This is a genomic window from Pseudomonas sp. LS1212 (genome assembly GCF_024741815.1).
In the GTDB taxonomy this organism is placed as follows: Bacteria; Pseudomonadota; Gammaproteobacteria; order Pseudomonadales; family Pseudomonadaceae; genus Aquipseudomonas.
Genome location: NZ_CP102951.1, coordinates 3,176,094 through 3,192,008 on the forward strand (window position 1 = coordinate 3,176,094; position 15,915 = coordinate 3,192,008).

The 15,915-nt window shown below is 62.9% G+C and carries 15 protein-coding genes and 3 pseudogenes; all 18 read right to left on the reverse strand.

Translation table 11 applies throughout. The features are described 5' to 3' along the window. Window positions 1-626: 626 nt before the first annotated feature. Window positions 627-1,177, reverse strand: a pseudogene (locus NVV94_RS14785) (OprD family outer membrane porin); the annotation flags it as partial. A gap of 172 nt (window positions 1,178-1,349) precedes the next feature. Beyond that, window positions 1,350-1,631, reverse strand: a complete 282-nt coding sequence (locus tag NVV94_RS14790; RefSeq protein ID WP_258447711.1) for a DUF2790 domain-containing protein — start codon at window positions 1,629-1,631, stop codon at window positions 1,350-1,352. Window positions 1,632-1,908: 277 nt separating this feature from the next. Beyond that, complete coding sequence (locus tag NVV94_RS14795) at window positions 1,909-2,181, reverse strand: hypothetical protein (RefSeq protein WP_258443144.1); 273 nt, start codon at window positions 2,179-2,181, stop codon at window positions 1,909-1,911. Continuing rightward, window positions 2,182-2,382: a hypothetical protein gene (locus NVV94_RS14800; RefSeq protein WP_258443145.1), complete on the reverse strand. Its 201-nt coding sequence runs from the start codon at window positions 2,380-2,382 to the stop codon at window positions 2,182-2,184. It abuts the gene before it with no gap. Beyond that, entirely contained in the window at window positions 2,379-2,813 is a 435-nt protein-coding gene (locus tag NVV94_RS14805; RefSeq protein ID WP_258443146.1) for a hypothetical protein, read from the reverse strand. Before NVV94_RS14805 ends, NVV94_RS14800 begins: the two co-directional genes overlap by 4 nt. A gap of 127 nt (window positions 2,814-2,940) precedes the next feature. Beyond that, window positions 2,941-3,291 carry a copper-binding protein gene (locus NVV94_RS14810; protein ID WP_258443147.1) on the reverse strand — a complete coding sequence of 117 codons (351 nt, stop codon included), beginning with the start codon at window positions 3,289-3,291 and terminating at the stop codon, window positions 2,941-2,943. Then, complete coding sequence (locus tag NVV94_RS14815; RefSeq protein ID WP_258443149.1) at window positions 3,288-6,446, reverse strand: efflux RND transporter permease subunit; 3,159 nt, start codon at window positions 6,444-6,446, stop codon at window positions 3,288-3,290. Before NVV94_RS14815 ends, NVV94_RS14810 begins: the two co-directional genes overlap by 4 nt. Next, complete coding sequence (locus tag NVV94_RS14820) at window positions 6,443-7,927, reverse strand: efflux RND transporter periplasmic adaptor subunit (RefSeq protein WP_258443150.1); 1,485 nt, start codon at window positions 7,925-7,927, stop codon at window positions 6,443-6,445. Before NVV94_RS14820 ends, NVV94_RS14815 begins: the two co-directional genes overlap by 4 nt. Next, window positions 7,924-9,180 (reverse strand): TolC family protein, encoded by a 1,257-nt coding sequence (locus NVV94_RS14825; RefSeq protein ID WP_258443151.1) that lies wholly within the window; start codon window positions 9,178-9,180, stop codon window positions 7,924-7,926. Before NVV94_RS14825 ends, NVV94_RS14820 begins: the two co-directional genes overlap by 4 nt. Window positions 9,181-9,278: 98 nt before the next feature. Continuing rightward, on the reverse strand, window positions 9,279-9,620 hold the full coding sequence (locus tag NVV94_RS14830; protein WP_258443152.1) for a hypothetical protein: 342 nt from the start codon (window positions 9,618-9,620) through the stop codon (window positions 9,279-9,281). A 139-nt stretch (window positions 9,621-9,759) separates the two neighbouring features. Further along, entirely contained in the window at window positions 9,760-10,551 is a 792-nt protein-coding gene (locus tag NVV94_RS14835) for a DNA-binding domain-containing protein (protein WP_258443153.1), read from the reverse strand. Then, complete coding sequence (locus tag NVV94_RS14840) at window positions 10,542-11,387, reverse strand: DUF692 domain-containing protein (protein ID WP_258443154.1); 846 nt, start codon at window positions 11,385-11,387, stop codon at window positions 10,542-10,544. The genes NVV94_RS14835 and NVV94_RS14840 overlap by 10 nt, the downstream gene beginning before the upstream one ends. Window positions 11,388-11,444: 57 nt before the next feature. Continuing rightward, window positions 11,445-11,711: a hypothetical protein gene (locus NVV94_RS14845; RefSeq protein WP_258443156.1), complete on the reverse strand. Its 267-nt coding sequence runs from the start codon at window positions 11,709-11,711 to the stop codon at window positions 11,445-11,447. Window positions 11,712-11,934: 223 nt separating this feature from the next. Further along, a complete protein-coding gene (locus NVV94_RS14850; RefSeq protein ID WP_309304298.1) occupies window positions 11,935-12,240 on the reverse strand; it encodes a hypothetical protein in 306 nt (101 codons plus the stop codon). Between the two features lie 196 nt (window positions 12,241-12,436). Continuing rightward, on the reverse strand, window positions 12,437-12,679 hold the full coding sequence (locus NVV94_RS14855) for a DUF2933 domain-containing protein (RefSeq protein ID WP_258443158.1): 243 nt from the start codon (window positions 12,677-12,679) through the stop codon (window positions 12,437-12,439). A 12-nt stretch (window positions 12,680-12,691) separates the two neighbouring features. Beyond that, window positions 12,692-13,087 (reverse strand): MerR family transcriptional regulator, encoded by a 396-nt coding sequence (locus NVV94_RS14860; RefSeq protein WP_258443159.1) that lies wholly within the window; start codon window positions 13,085-13,087, stop codon window positions 12,692-12,694. A 29-nt stretch (window positions 13,088-13,116) separates the two neighbouring features. Beyond that, window positions 13,117-15,333, reverse strand: a pseudogene (locus NVV94_RS14865) (heavy metal translocating P-type ATPase). A 124-nt stretch (window positions 15,334-15,457) separates the two neighbouring features. Further along, window positions 15,458-15,914, reverse strand: a pseudogene (locus NVV94_RS14870) (methyltransferase family protein). Between the last annotated feature and the right edge of the window lies 1 nt (window position 15,915).

Consider the following 15,915-nt stretch of genomic DNA (forward strand, 5'->3'; position numbering starts at 1 on the left):
CTGCTTTCCTTCGAGTAACGATTAATCAAGTTCTCTCGCCATGAATGACCATACGGAAGTCTGCCCGCTTTCGCGTCGAGCAATGTTTAAGCCCGTATCCCGCCCATTACAGGCAGGCCTTCGCTTTTTCCGCATTCCTCTACCCGCAGCACCCACAGCGTTCCTTGCGGTCCGCCTGCCGTTATCCGGCGGCACTACGGGCTTACCCTGTTCCGCCTGAATTTCTGAGCGGGGCGGACCCCTCCTGTTCGCCGGCGGCCTACTGTCCATGATGACCCAGGAATAAAGGGGTCATACCTTACCGCGTACCGTTTTGGTTCAAGCCTGTCAGCACATTTGGCTTGTTGAGCATGACGACGTTTAACAGAGGTTCACATATGTTGGTCGTAGCCGCTCGTTCCTAGCCCCTCACCACCTTTGTGCTGGTAGATTCCGCTTCCCCTCGCGGGTAGGCGTACCGAGTAAATCGGCGGGTACATTGTCCCCAGAGCTTCACACCGAGCTGTTACCGGCCCCGCATGTCCAGGTAGGAAACGGTTGATGGAACAACCGGTTTCATCGGGAGAAAACTCTCCAGTAAAACAGAAATTCAGACGACCTCAGGTCGCACGGTTCCGTTGCTCCCCAAACCCCATCCAGGGAGAGTCGACGGAGCCTGCGTAGAACGTAGTGAAACCATCGCGCATGCTGCTGGAATTGGGCTCGCTCATTGAGTGGAGGCGGCCCCCCTGAAGGGCCAAACCATCGAAGCCGGTATTGGCCACAGTGATACCGCGAAAGCTTTCAGGCAAGAGCCGTGAGTCACCGTACTGAACAACGGGGCTAACAGGAAAGACGTCGCCAGCTTTGATGACTGTGTCCATGAACCGGGCTTTGACGGCCCCTCCCACCTTGGAATAATCGTCCTCGGGCTGCCCGGCGCTGTTGTAGGGCATCACATCCACGGAACCGCCAGCATCGGATCGCCTGTCGCCGGAGTCGAGCTTCAGGCCCAGCATCACAAAGGCGACGACTGCCCTTTGCGGAAATCGCGCTTGAAGTAGAGATTGCGGTTCAAAATAGTGAGGCTGCTGCCCTCGACGAAACCTTCTGGTTTCTCTTCAGCAGCTATTGCGACCTGTCCGGTACTGACGCAGAGAGCAGTCAGTGATAGACCCAACAGGGCTTTACTATTCATGTAACGCTCCTGAGTTATCTGGCAGTGTGATTTTTGTGAAGTTTCTTATAGTCATTGCCGTAGTGCGCAGGGCATCGCCCGCGCGCTGTCGTCATACTCACACACGCGAAATAACGGCAGGGTGACTTGAAAATTACTTTTCAGTCAGCAGCCTGTAAGTTTAATCTGTAGTTCAGTTTTGATTCCGGCAGGCTGTCCCCATTACGCGATACTCAAGAATCTGCAGATTGCCGTTGGAGTCCTCATAGGTCATTTGGGCCGGCATAACCTCACAGCTGGAATCGAAACCGGTCGAGGTTATATGCACGACCTTGGCGATGTCCAGCTTCATACCGTACCGATAATGGGTTACCTCGGGCGGGGTCTTGCCGCGGGATACAGCGTACTCCTGCATCACCTTTTCGTTGTCCTGAATCATGCGACCATAGACACGGTCGTCGCTGCCTTCGGCCATAACCAGGGACGAGACGGAAATAACCGAAACTGCCAGTGCTGCTTTTAAGATACTCACGTTCAATTCCTCCACTTATGCTGTAGAAATATAACCGCGCGCACCTGTTAACAACATGATGCGAAAATTACATCTTCGTAATTGTGGTGGGGGGCGCGCCTACTTGGACAGCCGTTCCACAGACACTGACCGCCGCACACGTGACGTGTATTTCCTATCCGCTTGATGCTTCACTTAGACCATTGAGAATGCCTCGGGGCGGGCTGCTCCCTACCTTTGCTCATTCCAAGGGGTGGCCTGCCTGTGCGATCGCTTTCCAGGTCTTGCCCTCGTCATGCGTCAGGTAGATGTCGCGCTGGAACGTCGCCATTGCCCACTCCTGCGGCTTGGCAGGATTCTGCGCGAGGTAGGAGACGGCATCCTGGTCCAATGTTGGCACACTGAGCGAGGTGACTTGGAGTGTCTTCAAATCCAGCTTCGAGAGCCGTGCCGCGTTGCTGTAGCTGCCAAACCATAAGCTCTTGCCGTCAAGACTGAAGGTAGCGCTCAGCACCTATGCGTTCTGGATGATTGGCTGGAAATCGTTTCCGGAGTCTGACGATAGGTACAGCCCATTGTTGGTCGCCACCGCGACCATCTGGCTATTGGTCGGGTGCACCGCCAGGGCGGTTGGAGCCTCACTCACCCCCTGCCCTGAAGTGCGCTGCCAGTTGGCGCCGTCGTTCAGACTGTAGTAGAGGCCGGCGGTGCTCATCCGCGAGCTCGGTGGGTGTTGCACAGGTAGAGGGCTGAACCGTCGAAACCGCTGACCAACAGGTGGAAGTCCAACTCGCCTTCCAGGCTGAGCTTCTGCCAGGTGCGCCCGCCATCGCTGCTCTTGATCAGGCCGAATGGGTTGGTGAGACCGCTGCCACGGGCCGGGTGACCGCTGCTATTGATAGCCTGGCGGGCCACAGAAAAGCCCATGTAGTCATGTTCCGGTCCAGCGGCCTTGCTCCAGCGACCATCGCTGTAGACGGCCAGTCCCTCGTGGCTGGGGATAGATAGTCGCTGGCCATCCGGGCTGAACGCCAGCCCGTGCACATGCTTGAGGGTTACCGGCTGATCACTACAGGCGGCCAGGAAGTTGAAGGCGGTCAGTAGCCCGAGCGGAATCACTCGGCGTGGAGTCTGTGTCAGATTCATCGTCAGCTCTCCAAGATCATTTGATAATATGGCCTGGTTAACTCTGCCTATGAACTGCAAGATGGGCTGGCCCGAGTTCAGCTTGTGAGGGTCGAGCCAGCCATCCATGTAGCGGTTATCTCACTGCCTAAATCGACATGATCGTGGCCGCCATGCCCTCAGCGCGAAACTCAAACGCCACTCGATCCCCTACCTTTAGGCCCTTCAGTTGCTCAGCTGTTGCGGTAAAGCTCATGGTCATGGCTGGCCACTGCAAGGCCGGCACGGCGTCATGCGCGAGTGTCGCCATGTTTTTCTCGGTATCGATGACCTTGACCGCCCCATCGGCCTTGGCCGTTGGAGCCTGCTTCGTCTCCTGGGCCATCTGCATGCCTTCCATGGGCATGTTGTCCATCTTCATGCCCGGCATGTCCTCGGCCAGGACGGGAAGGGATAGCGCGGCGATTGCACTTGCAACAGCGATCAGGGTTATCTTCATACGGTTTTTCCTTGACGGTTGGTGGATACAGCGGGGAGGTGCCGACGGCGCATCAAGCGGTAGGCCGCCGGAATGACGAACAGGGACAACAATGGGGCGGTGACCATGCCACCGACCATGGGCGCGGCGATGCGACTCATGATCTCGCTACCGGTACCGCTGCCCAAAAGGATGGGTAACAGGCCGGCGATGATGACGGCCACCGTCATGGCCTTGGGTCGCACACGCTGCACGGCGCCTTCGCGAATCGCGGCGACCAGGCCACGCTCAGTGCTGTCACCGGCGTCTTCACGTTCAGCCCAAGCGCTCTTCAGGTAGAGCAGCATGATCACGCCGAACTCGGCGGCCACCCCGGCCAGGGCGATAAAACCGACGCCGGTGGCCACCGACAGATTGAAGTCCAGCAGGTAGAGGAACCATGCCCCGCCGGTCAGAGCGAACGGCAGCGTGACCATGATCAAACAGGCCTCGTCGAAGCGGGCGAAGGTCAGGTAGAGCAGCACGAAGATGATCAGCAGGGTCGCCGGCACCACCAGCTTGAGCCGCGCGTTGGCCCGTTCGAGAAACTCGAACTGCCCCGAGTAGCTCAGGCTCATCCCCGGCTGCAGCTTGACTTGCGCGCCGACGACCCGGCGCAGGTCGGCGACCACCGAGGCGATATCCCGGCCACGCACGTCGATATACACCCAGCCGGAAGGCCGCGCGTTCTCGCTCTTCAACATCGGTGGCCCATCATTGACCTTGATCCTGGCCACCGTGCCCAGGGTGATCTGGCCTCCCTGCGGGGTGTAGATCGGCAGTAGCTCCAGGGCGCCGAGCGAGTCGCGCCACTCACGGGGATAGCGCACGTTGATCGGGAAGCGCGCCAGCCCTTCGATGGTCTCCCCAACATTTTCGCCACCGATGGCGCTGGCCACGATCGATTGCACATCGGCGATATTCAGCCCGTAACGGGCGGCAGCCTGGCGGTCGATGTCCACATCAATATAGCGCCCGCCAGTCAGGCGCTCGGCCAGAGCCGAACTCACGCCCGGAACGCTCTTGGCCGCGCGCTCGACTGCCTGGGTGACCTGGTCGATCTCCGTCAGGTTGGTACCGGCGACCTTCACCCCGATCGGGCTCTTGATCCCGGTGGCGAGCATGTCGATGCGGTTGCGGATCGGTGGTATCCAGATATTGGTCAACCCTGGCACACGCACCACCCGATCCAACTCCTCCACCAGCTGCTCCTGGGTCAAGCCGGGTCGCCATTGCTCGCGCGGTTTGAACTGGATGGTGGTTTCGAACATCTCCAGCGGCGCCGGGTCGGTGGCGGTTTCGGCGCGTCCGGCTTTGCCGAACACATGCTCGACTTCCGGTACCGTCTTGATCAGGCGGTCGGTCTGCTGCAGCAACTGCGCCGCCTTCTGTGCCGACAAACCCGGCAAGGCCGAAGGCATGTAGAGCAGGTCGCCCTCGTCCAGCGGCGGGAGGAACTCGCCCCCCAGCTGGGAGATTGGCCACAGCGCGCTGAGAAAGACCAGCATTGCCACCAGCAGGGTGACCTTGGGCCGACGCAGCACCGCATCGAGGGCCGGTTGGTAGATCCTGATCAACCAACGGTTCAGCGGGTTCTGTTCTTCCTTGGGAATCCGTCCGCGAATCCAGTAGCCCATCAGCACCGGCACCAGGGTCACCGAGAGGCCGGCCGCCGCCGCCATGGCATAGGTCTTGGTGAAGGCTAGCGGCCCGAACAGGCGGCCCTCCTGGGCTTCCAGGGTGAACACCGGGATAAAGGACAGGGTGATGATCAGCAGGCAGAAGAACAGCGCCGGACCGACTTCAGCCGCGGCTTCGGTCATCACATGCCAGTGATGCTCGCCCTCCAATTCTTCCCCAGGATGAGCCGCGTGCCAGGCCTCGACCTTCTTGTGGGCGTTCTCGATCATCACCACCGCGGCATCGACCATGGCGCCGATGGCGATGGCGATTCCGCCGAGGGACATGATGTTGGCGTTGATCCCTTGATAGCGCATGACGATGAACGCGATGAGTATGCCAACCGGCAGCGAGATGATCGCCACCAGGGACGAACGCAAATGCCAGAGGAAGACCGCGCAGACCAGGGCGACCACGATGAACTCCTCGAGCAGCTTGTGGCTGAGGTTTTCCACGGCGCGGTCGATCAGCTTGCTGCGGTCGTAGATGGTGACGATTTCCACCCCGGCCGGCAGGCTGCTCTTCAGTTCGTCGAGTTTGGCCTTGACCGCGGCGATGGTTTCGCGGGCGTTCTTGCCGCTGCGCAGAATCACCACCCCGCCGACCGTCTCGCCTTCGCCGTCGAGTTCGGTGATCCCGCGGCGCATCTCCGGTCCCTGCTGGATAGTCGCCACGTCGCCGAGGGTCACCGGCACGCCGCCGGCACCGAGCTTGAGTGGAATCGCGCGGAAGTCATTGAGTGTCTTCAGGTAGCCGGAAGCGCGCACCATGAACTCAGCCTCCGCCATCTCCAGCACGGCACCACCGGTTTCCTGGTTGGCCCGGCCTATGGCCTCTATCACTTCGGCCTGGGTGATGCCCAGGCCGGCCAGCCTGAGCGGATCGAGCAGCACTTGGTACTGCTTGACCATGCCGCCGACGGTCGCCACTTCCGCGACATTCGCCAGGGTCTTCAACTCGAACTTGAGGAACCAGTCTTGCAACGCGCGCAGTTGCGCCAGGTCGTGCCCGCCGCTGCGATCCACCAGCGCGTACTGGTAGATCCAGCCCACCCCCGTAGCATCCGGTCCTAAAGCCGGCTTGGCGCTGGCCGGCAGACGACTTTGTATCTGGCTGAGGTACTCCAGCACCCGCGAGCGCGCCCAGTAGAGGTCGGTACCGTCCTCGAAGATGACATAGACGAAGCTGTCGCCGAAGAAGGAGAAGCCGCGCACGGTCTTCGCCCCTGGCACCGAGAGCATGGTGGTGGCCAGGGGATAGGTGACCTGATTCTCGACGATCTGCGGCGCCTGGCCGGGATAGGGGGTGCGGATGATCACCTGAACATCCGAGAGGTCCGGCAGCGCATCAATGGGCGTGCTCTGCACCGACCAGACACCCCAGGCCGTGGCGAACAGCGTGGCCAGCAACACTAGGAAGCGGTTGACCACCGACCAGCGAATCAGGGCGGCGATCATGGCTGGCCTCCCAGCTTCTGCAGGCGCTCAATCAACAGCCCATCATCGGTTTGGCGCACCGCCACACGTACCTTGTCACCCACCTTGAACCCCTGCGTCAGGGCGGGGTCGGCCAGGGGGAAGGTCATGGTCATGCCAGGCATGCCCAGCGTCTTGAACGGACCATGGGCGAGGGTCACGCCCTGGTTAGTGATCTCGACGATTTGCCCCACGGCCTCATGCAGGACGGGGGCTGTTGTGGCAGGCTCCGGCATTTGCGCAGTACTCGCGACTATGCCCTTGAGGCTGGCCTCGGAATCGAGCAGGAATTGTCCGGAGGCGACCACCTGCTGGCCTTCCTCGAGACCTTGCAGCACCACCGTTTTGCCTTCGTTTTCGCGTCCGAGCTGTACTTCGACCGGGCGGTAGCGCCCACCGTCTTCGGCGAGCATCACCAGGGCACGCCGGCCGGTGCGGATGACCGCCTCGCTCGGCACCCACAACAGGCTTTGTTCAGTCGACCTGTTCAGGCGCACCTGCGCGGTTAAGCCAGGCCGCAGGCGGCCGTCGGGATTGGGCAGTTCGACACGCACGCGAACCGTGCGGCTATCCGGATTCGTCTCAGGCAGAACGGCGCTGACCGTGCCGCCGAGCACTTCCCCTGGGAAGGCCGGTAGACGTGCCTCGACCGCCTGGCCAACGGCAATCGCTCCAACCTCGGCCTCCGGAACGGCCACCGCGAGCCAGACGCTACTCAAGCCGTTGACGCGGGCCAGGGTGTCGCCAGCCGCCACGGTCATCCCCGCACGCACATTCAGCTCCTGCAACACACCGCCAATCGGGCTGGTGAGGGTCAGGGTTGGCTGGGTCTTGCCGCTGCGTTCCACCTGGGCAATCAGCGCCGCCGGCATGCCGGTGAGGCGCAGGCGTTGACGTGCCGCTGCCAGCAAGCCGGCGTCGCCATTGCGCTTGAGCGCGAGGAACTCCTCCTGGGCAGCGGCCCATTCCGGCACCAACAGGTCGGCCAGCGCTGCATTGGCCTTGAGCACATCGCCAGGCGCGCGGGCATAGACCCGCTCGACAAAGCCTGCGGTACGCGCCTGCACCACCACGATATCCCGTTCGTTGAACGCCAATACGCCGACCACCTCCAGGTTGCTGGCGAGGGCCCCGCGGGTGACTGGAGCCAGGCGCAGGCCGAGGTTCTGGGTCAGGCTGGGGTCGATGCTGATGGCCGCGCTGTCCGCCGCTGCATCGGCGTACTGGGGCACCAGTTCCATGTCCATGAAGGGCGATTTTCCCGGCTTGTCGAACTTCTGCTGCGGGTACATGGGGTCGTACCAATACAGCACCTTACGTTCGTCCGTCGCCGTTGCCGCCGATTCGGCGGCCAACGGCGGCATGCCGCTCGGGCGCTGCTGAGCGAACCAGTAGCCGCCGGCAACGCCGAGGGCGACCGACAGGCCTGTCAACAAGACTCCTTGCCAGATTCGCGCAGTCATTGGTGATTCTCCCCGTAAGTGAAATACAGGCGGGCGCTGGTCAGGGCTCGCAGCTCTTCAAAGTCGATCTGTTTGAGGCGCGCCTCGATCAGTTCGCGCCTGGCGGCGATCACGGGCGCCAGGTCGCCTTTGCCGGCGCGGTAGCTGGCCATGGTCAGCTCCACCTTTTCCTTGGCCAGGGGCAGTAGGCTGTCCTGGCTGCGGCGCACGGCGCGGTTCAGGCGCTGGTATTCGGCCAGGTCCTCTTCCAGTTGCTGGGCATGCTCGCGTGCGAGGACTTCGCGCTCGGCCTCCAGCTGGTTCAGCTCGGCGTGCCGGGCGGCGATCTTGGGGTTCTGCCGGGAGCCGGGAAACAGCGGCAGGTCAAAGCTGAACTGCACGCTCACCATGTCACCGAACTCACGGCCGCGGCGCTGGTAGTCGAGCTCCCAGCTCCAGTCGGACTGCTTTTCCGCTTGCGCTTCACGTACCTTGGCCTGCGCTTCGCGGGTGATCGGCGCGAAGGCCGTCAGCGCGGGATTTCGTTGCAGCTTGTGGGCATAGCCCTCGGCTGCGATCGGCCACGCCGGCACGCTGCCGGCCAGCGGCTCATCGGCGGCCGGGCCGATCCAGCGCCTGAGTGCGGCGCGGGCCTGCACGCGCAGCCGGATCAATTCGTCCTGTTGCTCCGCTAATAGGGCCGCCTCCTGTTTCGGTGTCACGGCATCGGCGGCCTGCGCACGGCCGCCGGCGATCTGTGCGCGGACGGTATCGCCCAGCAGGCGATTCTCGCGGAAGAAATCCTGGAACAGCGCCTGTTTGCGCTCCACCGAGTGGCTGCTGATCCAGGCCAGAGCGGTGGCCTGACGGACTTTCAGGCGCTCGACCCGGCTTTCGGCCGCAGCTCGGTCGACGGCCGCCTCGGCCACCTCGATGCGCGCCCGGCGCTTATCGCGGTTGGGTACCTCTTGCATGACCCCAACCATCTGCATGGTCATGAAGTCCTGGTCAATGCTCCAGCGATCGGGACCACCAACGGGGAAGTTCTGCACGCCCAGCAGCAGCTTCGGATCGGGTAGTTCGCCGGCTGGAATGGCGGCGCTATTGGCCGCCTCCAGTTTGGCCGCCTGGGCGGTCAACGAAGGGGCATTGTATTCGGCCAGCCGCAAGGCTTCATCGAGTGTCAGGGGGGCGGCCAGGCTCGGCAATGCTTGCACGGTTGCCGCCAGGGCAGCCGCGACGGGCCACCCTGTGCAATAGCGTTTGGAGTTCATGTTCACGATTCCTGTGATGATCCGCTGCGCGCCGCTCGAACGTGCGCGCAGGCAAGCCATCCCGTCGGTGCGGGATGAAACTCAGTGTGGTACAGGAATCAAACGCGCGGAGGTCGCCATACCCCGGAAGGGGCCTGGGCAGGCAGGAAATCGCTGGAGAAGGGAGCCGCAGCGGGGCTGGACAAGGTGACGGGAGGCTTGACGATCGACACTTGCAGCATGCCGCCGGTCTTGCATTCCTGACCGGGCTTGCAGGGTTTGCCATGCTCGGAGGGACTGCCCATATCCTGGCAACAGTCCGGCTCCACATCCCCCATCATCGCCATACCCGCCGTTTTCATCGGGCAAGGATCTGTCGCTGCCTCGATGCCCGCCATCCCGCTGAGGGGAAGCGCCAGGCTAATCAGGAAGATGAGGCAAAACCGCAGGCAGCGTTTCATGCGGGGGAGTTTAGCCGTTGGTAACGTAGCGCACAATTACCGCTGCGTAAGGAAACTCGCATGCAGGCCAATCCTGAGGAGTCCATTAGGAAAGCCTGTATGCCCCTGATGCGGTGGCACAGAGCCGGTGGAATTGGGCCTAGAGAGACGGGTTTGAACGCTCAAGCGTGCCCTCGCTGATCCACTGCTTAAGCCAGGTGGCGGCCTGTAGCGGCGCGGCATCGCCATAGGCGGCCAGTTCGGCGCACAGCTCGCCGAAGTTCCAGCCGGCGACGGACATGCCGTGCAGCGCCTGAGCCTCCGCCGGGCCCAGGCTGCGGTAGCGGCTGACCAGGCCCTGACGCCAGATCAGGCAGACCTGCGGCTGCTCCAACTGCGTACGGGCCGGCAGCTCGTCCGCGGCCTTGGTCGCGCGCCACAGCGCCAAGCTGTTGTAGCTGCACGGCAGCCATTGCACGCTGGGCAGCAGGCGCACCCGTAGCTCGGGCCACTCAGCCGGGGTAAGGGTAGCCATGGCCTCCAGCGTCAGGGGTTCGCCGTCCGCGGCGTCGAACGCCAGGGTGAAGGCCCATTCCAGACCCGCCAGTTCAGCCAGCGGGGCGCTCTGTGCGGCGACCAGGTAGCCGTCGATGAAATCCGCCAGCCGCGCACCCAGCCAGCGCAGGCTGAAATGGCGGGATGGGTGGGCTTGCAGATAGGCGCTCGCCAGACCCTCGAACTCGTCGTCACCGAGCCAATGGTGCAGGGCCGAGTAGTCGTCGCGCAGGGCGTCCAGCAGGCGCGCCCGGTAGGCGTTGTGGTAGATCGCCAGGCCTTCCTCGGCGCTCAGGGCAGGGCTGCCGAGCAGGCTGTCGCGCAACGCCACGCCCGGCGTTGGCTGCGCGCCGAGCAGGTAGGCCTCGAGCTCGCGCTGCCAGTCGTTCAGGCGCATGCGGCCTCCGTGCCGAGTACCACGGCAGCGAGGGCGCGGGCCCGGTCCAGTTCGGCGAGTAGCTCGGCCAAGGGCGGGAAGTGATCGTCGCGCTCAAGCAGCGTGGCGACGGGGCCAAGATGCCGCAGGGTACGTTGATAGAGCTGCCAGACCGGATCACTGACCGGCTGATCATGGGTGTCGATCAGGTAGCTGCCGTAGTCGCTGTGCCCGGCCAGGTGCAGCTGGCGAATCCGCGTGGGCGGCAGCGCGCCGATAAAGTCCCAGGGTTCGAAACTGTGATTGCACGCGCTGACATAAACATTGTTGACGTCCAGCAAAAGCTCGCAACCGCTCAGCTCGCTGAGGGCGGCGAGGAACTGCCACTCACTGAAATCAGAGTTGGCGGTGCGTACATAGCTGGAGACATTTTCCAGCACCAATGGCCGCTCCAACTCATCTTGCACCTGACGCACACGGGCGGCCACATGCTGCAGGCTTTCTTCGGTGTAAGGCAATGGCAGCAGGTCGTGCAACTGATGGGCGTTGCCGCGGCTCCAGCACAAATGGTCGGAAATCCACGCCGGTTGCACCCGATCAGCGAGACGCTTGAGTTTATGCAGGTAGTCGCGATCGAGCGGATGCGGGCCACCGATGGACAGCGATACACCGTGCATCACCAACGGGTAGTGCTCGCCGATGGCGTCCAGGAAATACGGGGCCTTGCCGCCGTCGACCATATAGTTTTCCGAGACCACCTCAAACCAGTCCACCGCCGGGCGCTGCTCGAGTATCTCGCTGTAGTAGGCACTGCGCAGCCCCAGGCCGTAGCCGAGGCAGGGAGTAGCTGAAGACATGCCACGCTCCTTCGTCAAAGAGATCGGGACGGCCCGCAGGGGCCGCCCCGCGCCCACTTATTTGCGGACGACGTTGCCGACTTTGCCACCAGCGTTATTGCATTCGGCCTTGGTCATCTTCAGGAAACCTGTGCCCTTGCAGGTGCCCTGCCCTTTGCAAGCGTTCTTGGCGGTCATGCAATCGTTTTTCCCTTTGCAGGCGTTGATACCGTAACACTGTATCGTCTGGGCTTCCTCGGCGACGACTGGGGTCGGAATGCTGGCGAACAGTCCAGCGGCGGCCAGCGCCAGGGCAGCACCGGTCATAGCAGTTTTTGTGGTCATCTTTTTGTTCCTTAAGCGATGTGGGAGTCTCGGCCGTGGATGGTTCACTCAGGCCCGACACAGCCAAAAGTATGGATCAATCCGCGGCATTACGACGAGCCGAAGCTATATTCCGCCAAGGGTAGGAAGTTTCGCTTGCCGTGTGTGATCCACTGCGCACCGCTTGGACGCGCGTGAGCAAGCCTTCCCGCCAATGTGGGTGGAGATCAGTTTGATGCAGGAATCAAACGCGGGGCGGTCGCCATACTTCGGAAGGGGCTTGGGCAGGCAGGAAGTCGCGGAAGAAGGAAACCACAAGGGGGCTGGGCAGCATGACGGGGAGTTTCACGATCACCACTTGCAACATGCCGCCGGGCTTGCATTCCTGACCGGGCTTGCAGGGCTTGCCATGATTGGAAGAGCTACTCATATCGTGACAACAGTTCTGCCCCATCTTCGCCATACCCGCAGTTTTCATCGGGCTAGGCTCTGTCGCTGCCTGGATGCCCGCCATCCCGCTGAGAGGAAGCGCCAGGCTAATCAGGAAGATGAGTCATAGCCGCAGGTAGCGTTTCATGCGAAGGATTTTAGTCGCTGGTAACGGACCGTACAATTACTGATCCGTAAGAAAGAACCTGTGCGGATGTGTTCGTTGGCCAAGAGATCGTCCTCGCCTCAAGCGAATGCAGGCATTAAGGTGCGCTTATGCCCTCAGGCAACGTGTGGGCCATGAAAGCCGTTACGGATCACGGCGTGTCGTTTGGGTTGCGCTCAGTCGGCTTGGCCTTCCGGGTGTCGTCGGCAGCGGGCGCATCCTTGTGCATGCCGCGCATACAAAACACCATCGCCAGCGGACAGAGCAGTAACAGCAAGATCAGCGCGTTCGCCACGATCCAAGTTTGAAAAGCCGGGAACAAGACATAAGCAGCCACCAGGGTAATGGCAGCACCGATGCCCAGCCGAACCATTGTGGATTTATTGCTAATCATGATGCTCTCCTTTCAGGCAGGTAGTGGGGGCAGGTCATCCAGGAACGGCCCAGGTGGTTGTTCAGAGTCGTCGCAATGCTCGGCCAGGTATGACAGGGCATCGTGCATGGCCAGCAGCGCGGCAATACGCGCGTTCAACACATCGATGTAGGTCCGGGCAATGCCCTGAACCTCGCCGTCGGGGCGATTACGGTCCCGCCATAACTCCAGCAAGGTACGGACCTGCTCGACCGAGAACCCCAGATCCCGCGCATGGTGAATGAAGCGCAAAACCTGTACGTCGTTCTCGCGGTAGACACGATAGCCGGCCTGCGTGCGCCGTGAGGCCGGGATCAGGTCAATGCGTTCGTAGTAACGGATCATCTTGGCGGACAAACCGCTTTCACTCGCTGCTTCGCCAATGTTCATTAATTTATCCTCCTCGGTGAGCCACCGAGTCAGTCCCGCTCTACCAGTGCCGGCCGCCAACGCTTCAGCAACAGGGCGTAAGTGACCACCGAGACGCTGGACAACGCCATCGCCGCGCCGGCCACCACCGGGTTCAATAGACCGAATGCGGCCAGCGGAATGCCGACCAGGTTGTAGACGAAGGCCCAGAACAGGCTCTTCAGAATCCGCCCGTAGGTGTGGCGGGACAGTGCCAAGGCATCCGCCACCAGCGCCGGATCGCCGCGCATCAGGGTGATGCCAGCGGTGTGCATCGCCACGTCGGTGCCGGTCGACATGGCAATACCGACATCGGCCGCCGCCAGCGCCGGCGCGTCGTTGATGCCGTCACCGACCATAGCCACTACCGCGCCATCGGCCTTCAGCGCTTGCACCACGGCCGCCTTGTCGCCGGGCAGCACCTCGGCGCGCACCTCGTCGAGGCCGAGCAGCGCGGCCACGCTGGCGGCCGCACCGAGGTTATCGCCGGTGATCATCACGGTGCGGATACCCAGTTTGTGCAAGCGCGCCACAGCCTGCCGTGCGGTCGGCTTCACCGCATCGCCGAAGGCGATCAGGCCCAACAACTGCGGCTGCTCGGACAGGTCGGCAAGCCAGGACACGCTATTGCCGGCCTGGGCCAACGCCGCCGCGGAAGGTGCGAGCGGCGACAGGTCCACGCCGAGTTCCTGCATCAACCGCGTACTGCCCAGGCGCAGCGCACGCCCTGCGACCGAGGCCGCCAGGCCGCGCCCCGGCAATGCCGCGACCTCGGACGCTGGCAATAAAGCCACGCCCTCATGCTCGGCCTTGTCCAGCAGCGCCTGCGCCAGCGGGTGCTCGCTGCCGACCTGCGCCGACGCGGCCAGTTGCAGCAGGCGCGCGATATCGCCGTCCGCCACCTCCAGCGCCGTCACTTGGGGTTTGCCCAAGGTCAGCGTGCCGTCTTGTCGAAGGCCACTACGCTCACCCGGTGCGCGATCTCCAAGGCTTCCGCATCCTTGATCAGAATGCCGTGGCGCGCGCCGACCCCGGTACCGGCCATGATCACGGTCGGTGTGGCGAGGCCCAACGCACAGGGGCAGGCGATCACCAGCACCGCCACCGCGTTGATCAGCGGGCCGGCCACCTCGCCGGTCAGCCACCAGCCGATCAGCAGGGCCATGGCCGCGACCACCAGCACCACCGGTACGAAGGCGGCGCTGACCCGATCCACCAAACGCTGGATCGGCGCCTTGGCCGCCTGAGCGTTTTCGACCAGGCGGATGATCCGGGCCAGCGTGCTTTCCGCGCCGACCGCCGTGGTCACGATCAGCAACAGCCCCTCGCCGTTGATCGCCCCGCCGGTGACCGAATCACCCACGCCCTTGGCGACCGGCAGACTCTCGCCGGTCAACAATGACTCGTCGAGATGGCTGCGCCCGTCGCGCACCACACCGTCGGCCGGCACACGCTCGCCCGGCCGCACCACTGCTAGGTCACCGACGATCAGCGCATTCGCCGGCACCTCGTACTCCACCCCGTCGCGGCGCACGCGGGCGGTGTCCGGTCGCAGGGCCTGTAACGCGCGAATGGCGTCGCCCGTGTGGCGCTTGGCGCGTGCCTCCAGCCACTTGCCGAGCAGCACCAGGGTGATCACTACCGCGGAAGCCTCGAAATAGAGGGGCGGGTCGCCGGGGCCGGCATGTGTCGCCAGCAGGTAGACCGACAGTCCGTAGCCCGCACTGGTGCCCAGTGCCACCAGGAGGTCCATATTGCCGCTGCCGACGCGCAAGGCCCGCCAGCCGTCCCTCTTCGGCTGCCGGCACGCTGGCCTCATAGCCGGCTGCCACTACCGCCTGGATCAGCGCCGCCAGCGAGACCGCGCCGGACACCACCCGGACCCGCGCCCCTTCGCTGGCCAGATTCACCGTGGCCAACAACACGCCCGGCACCTTCAACAGGGCCTTCTCGACGCGACCGACGCACGAGGCGCAGGTCATGCCGGCGATGGCCAAGTCCAGTTCGTCTTCCTTCACGCGATAGCCCGCGCCTACTACCGCCTGGAGCAGGGGCGCCAGCGCAACGTCGGCCTTCACCTCGACCGTCGCCGCCTCGCTGACCAAGTTGACGCTGGCGGCGGCAACGCCCGGCACCTTCAGCAAGGCCTTCTCGACACGCGTCACGCAGGACGCGCAGGTCATGCCGGCCACGCCGAAGGTCCATTGCTGGACCGAACCTGCGGGCATGGCAGCGGTGGTATCGGGGAGCGCGCTGGTCATCACCAACCTCCTGAGGCATTTCTTCACAATGCCAAGGTTGGACCTTGCCACCGAAGCAATGTCAAGTGGCAACGCGACGGCTGAAGCCTCGTTAGATCCAGCGCCTGACCCGGGCGCAATACTTATCGAATGTCTCACCGAACAATCCACTCAACGCACGCTCTTCCGGCCTGATCTGGAAATGGTTCATGAACGAACGCCAGAACGCCCGATAGCGTGAATGGTGAGGCGAGAAACACCGTCCAGGCAGCCAGGACCAGTGCAAAGACCAAGTACATCGGATTGCGGGTGTAGCGGTAGATGCCGGAGCTGACCAATGCCGAGGCTGTCTGCGGCCTCAACGGGTTGACGGTGGTTCTGGCCTGATGAAAGCAGACCACGCCGGGCAGGCATATTCCTAAACCGGTCAAGAGCAACAATAGCGTACCGCTGAGGCGCCACTTCAGTGGCACCTCAGCTACAGGCCATTGGGCTGCACTGAGCCACATCAACAACGCGCAGATCGCCGCCACCAAAGGCGGTGGGATTCGGTTCTCGAACCAGCGCATG

Bases quoted from the DNA above. Each gene is read 5' to 3' on its own strand.
- NVV94_RS14790 (WP_258447711.1), bottom strand. From the start codon at position 1,631: ATGGCCGAAGGCAGCGACGACCGTGTCTATGGTCGCATGATTCAGGAC.
- NVV94_RS14800 (WP_258443145.1), bottom strand. From the start codon at position 2,382: ATGAGCACCGCCGGCCTCTACTACAGTCTGAACGACGGCGCCAACTGG.
- NVV94_RS14805 (WP_258443146.1), bottom strand. From the start codon at position 2,813: ATGAATCTGACACAGACTCCACGCCGAGTGATTCCGCTCGGGCTACTG.
- NVV94_RS14810 (WP_258443147.1), bottom strand. From the start codon at position 3,291: ATGAAGATAACCCTGATCGCTGTTGCAAGTGCAATCGCCGCGCTATCC.
- NVV94_RS14815 (WP_258443149.1), bottom strand. From the start codon at position 6,446: ATGATCGCCGCCCTGATTCGCTGGTCGGTGGTCAACCGCTTCCTAGTG.
- NVV94_RS14820 (WP_258443150.1), bottom strand. From the start codon at position 7,927: ATGACTGCGCGAATCTGGCAAGGAGTCTTGTTGACAGGCCTGTCGGTC.
- NVV94_RS14825 (WP_258443151.1), bottom strand. From the start codon at position 9,180: ATGAACTCCAAACGCTATTGCACAGGGTGGCCCGTCGCGGCTGCCCTG.
- NVV94_RS14830 (WP_258443152.1), bottom strand. From the start codon at position 9,620: ATGAAACGCTGCCTGCGGTTTTGCCTCATCTTCCTGATTAGCCTGGCG.
- NVV94_RS14835 (WP_258443153.1), bottom strand. From the start codon at position 10,551: ATGCGCCTGAACGACTGGCAGCGCGAGCTCGAGGCCTACCTGCTCGGC.
- NVV94_RS14840 (WP_258443154.1), bottom strand. From the start codon at position 11,387: ATGTCTTCAGCTACTCCCTGCCTCGGCTACGGCCTGGGGCTGCGCAGT.
- NVV94_RS14845 (WP_258443156.1), bottom strand. From the start codon at position 11,711: ATGACCACAAAAACTGCTATGACCGGTGCTGCCCTGGCGCTGGCCGCC.
- NVV94_RS14855 (WP_258443158.1), bottom strand. From the start codon at position 12,679: ATGATTAGCAATAAATCCACAATGGTTCGGCTGGGCATCGGTGCTGCC.
- NVV94_RS14860 (WP_258443159.1), bottom strand. From the start codon at position 13,087: ATGAACATTGGCGAAGCAGCGAGTGAAAGCGGTTTGTCCGCCAAGATG.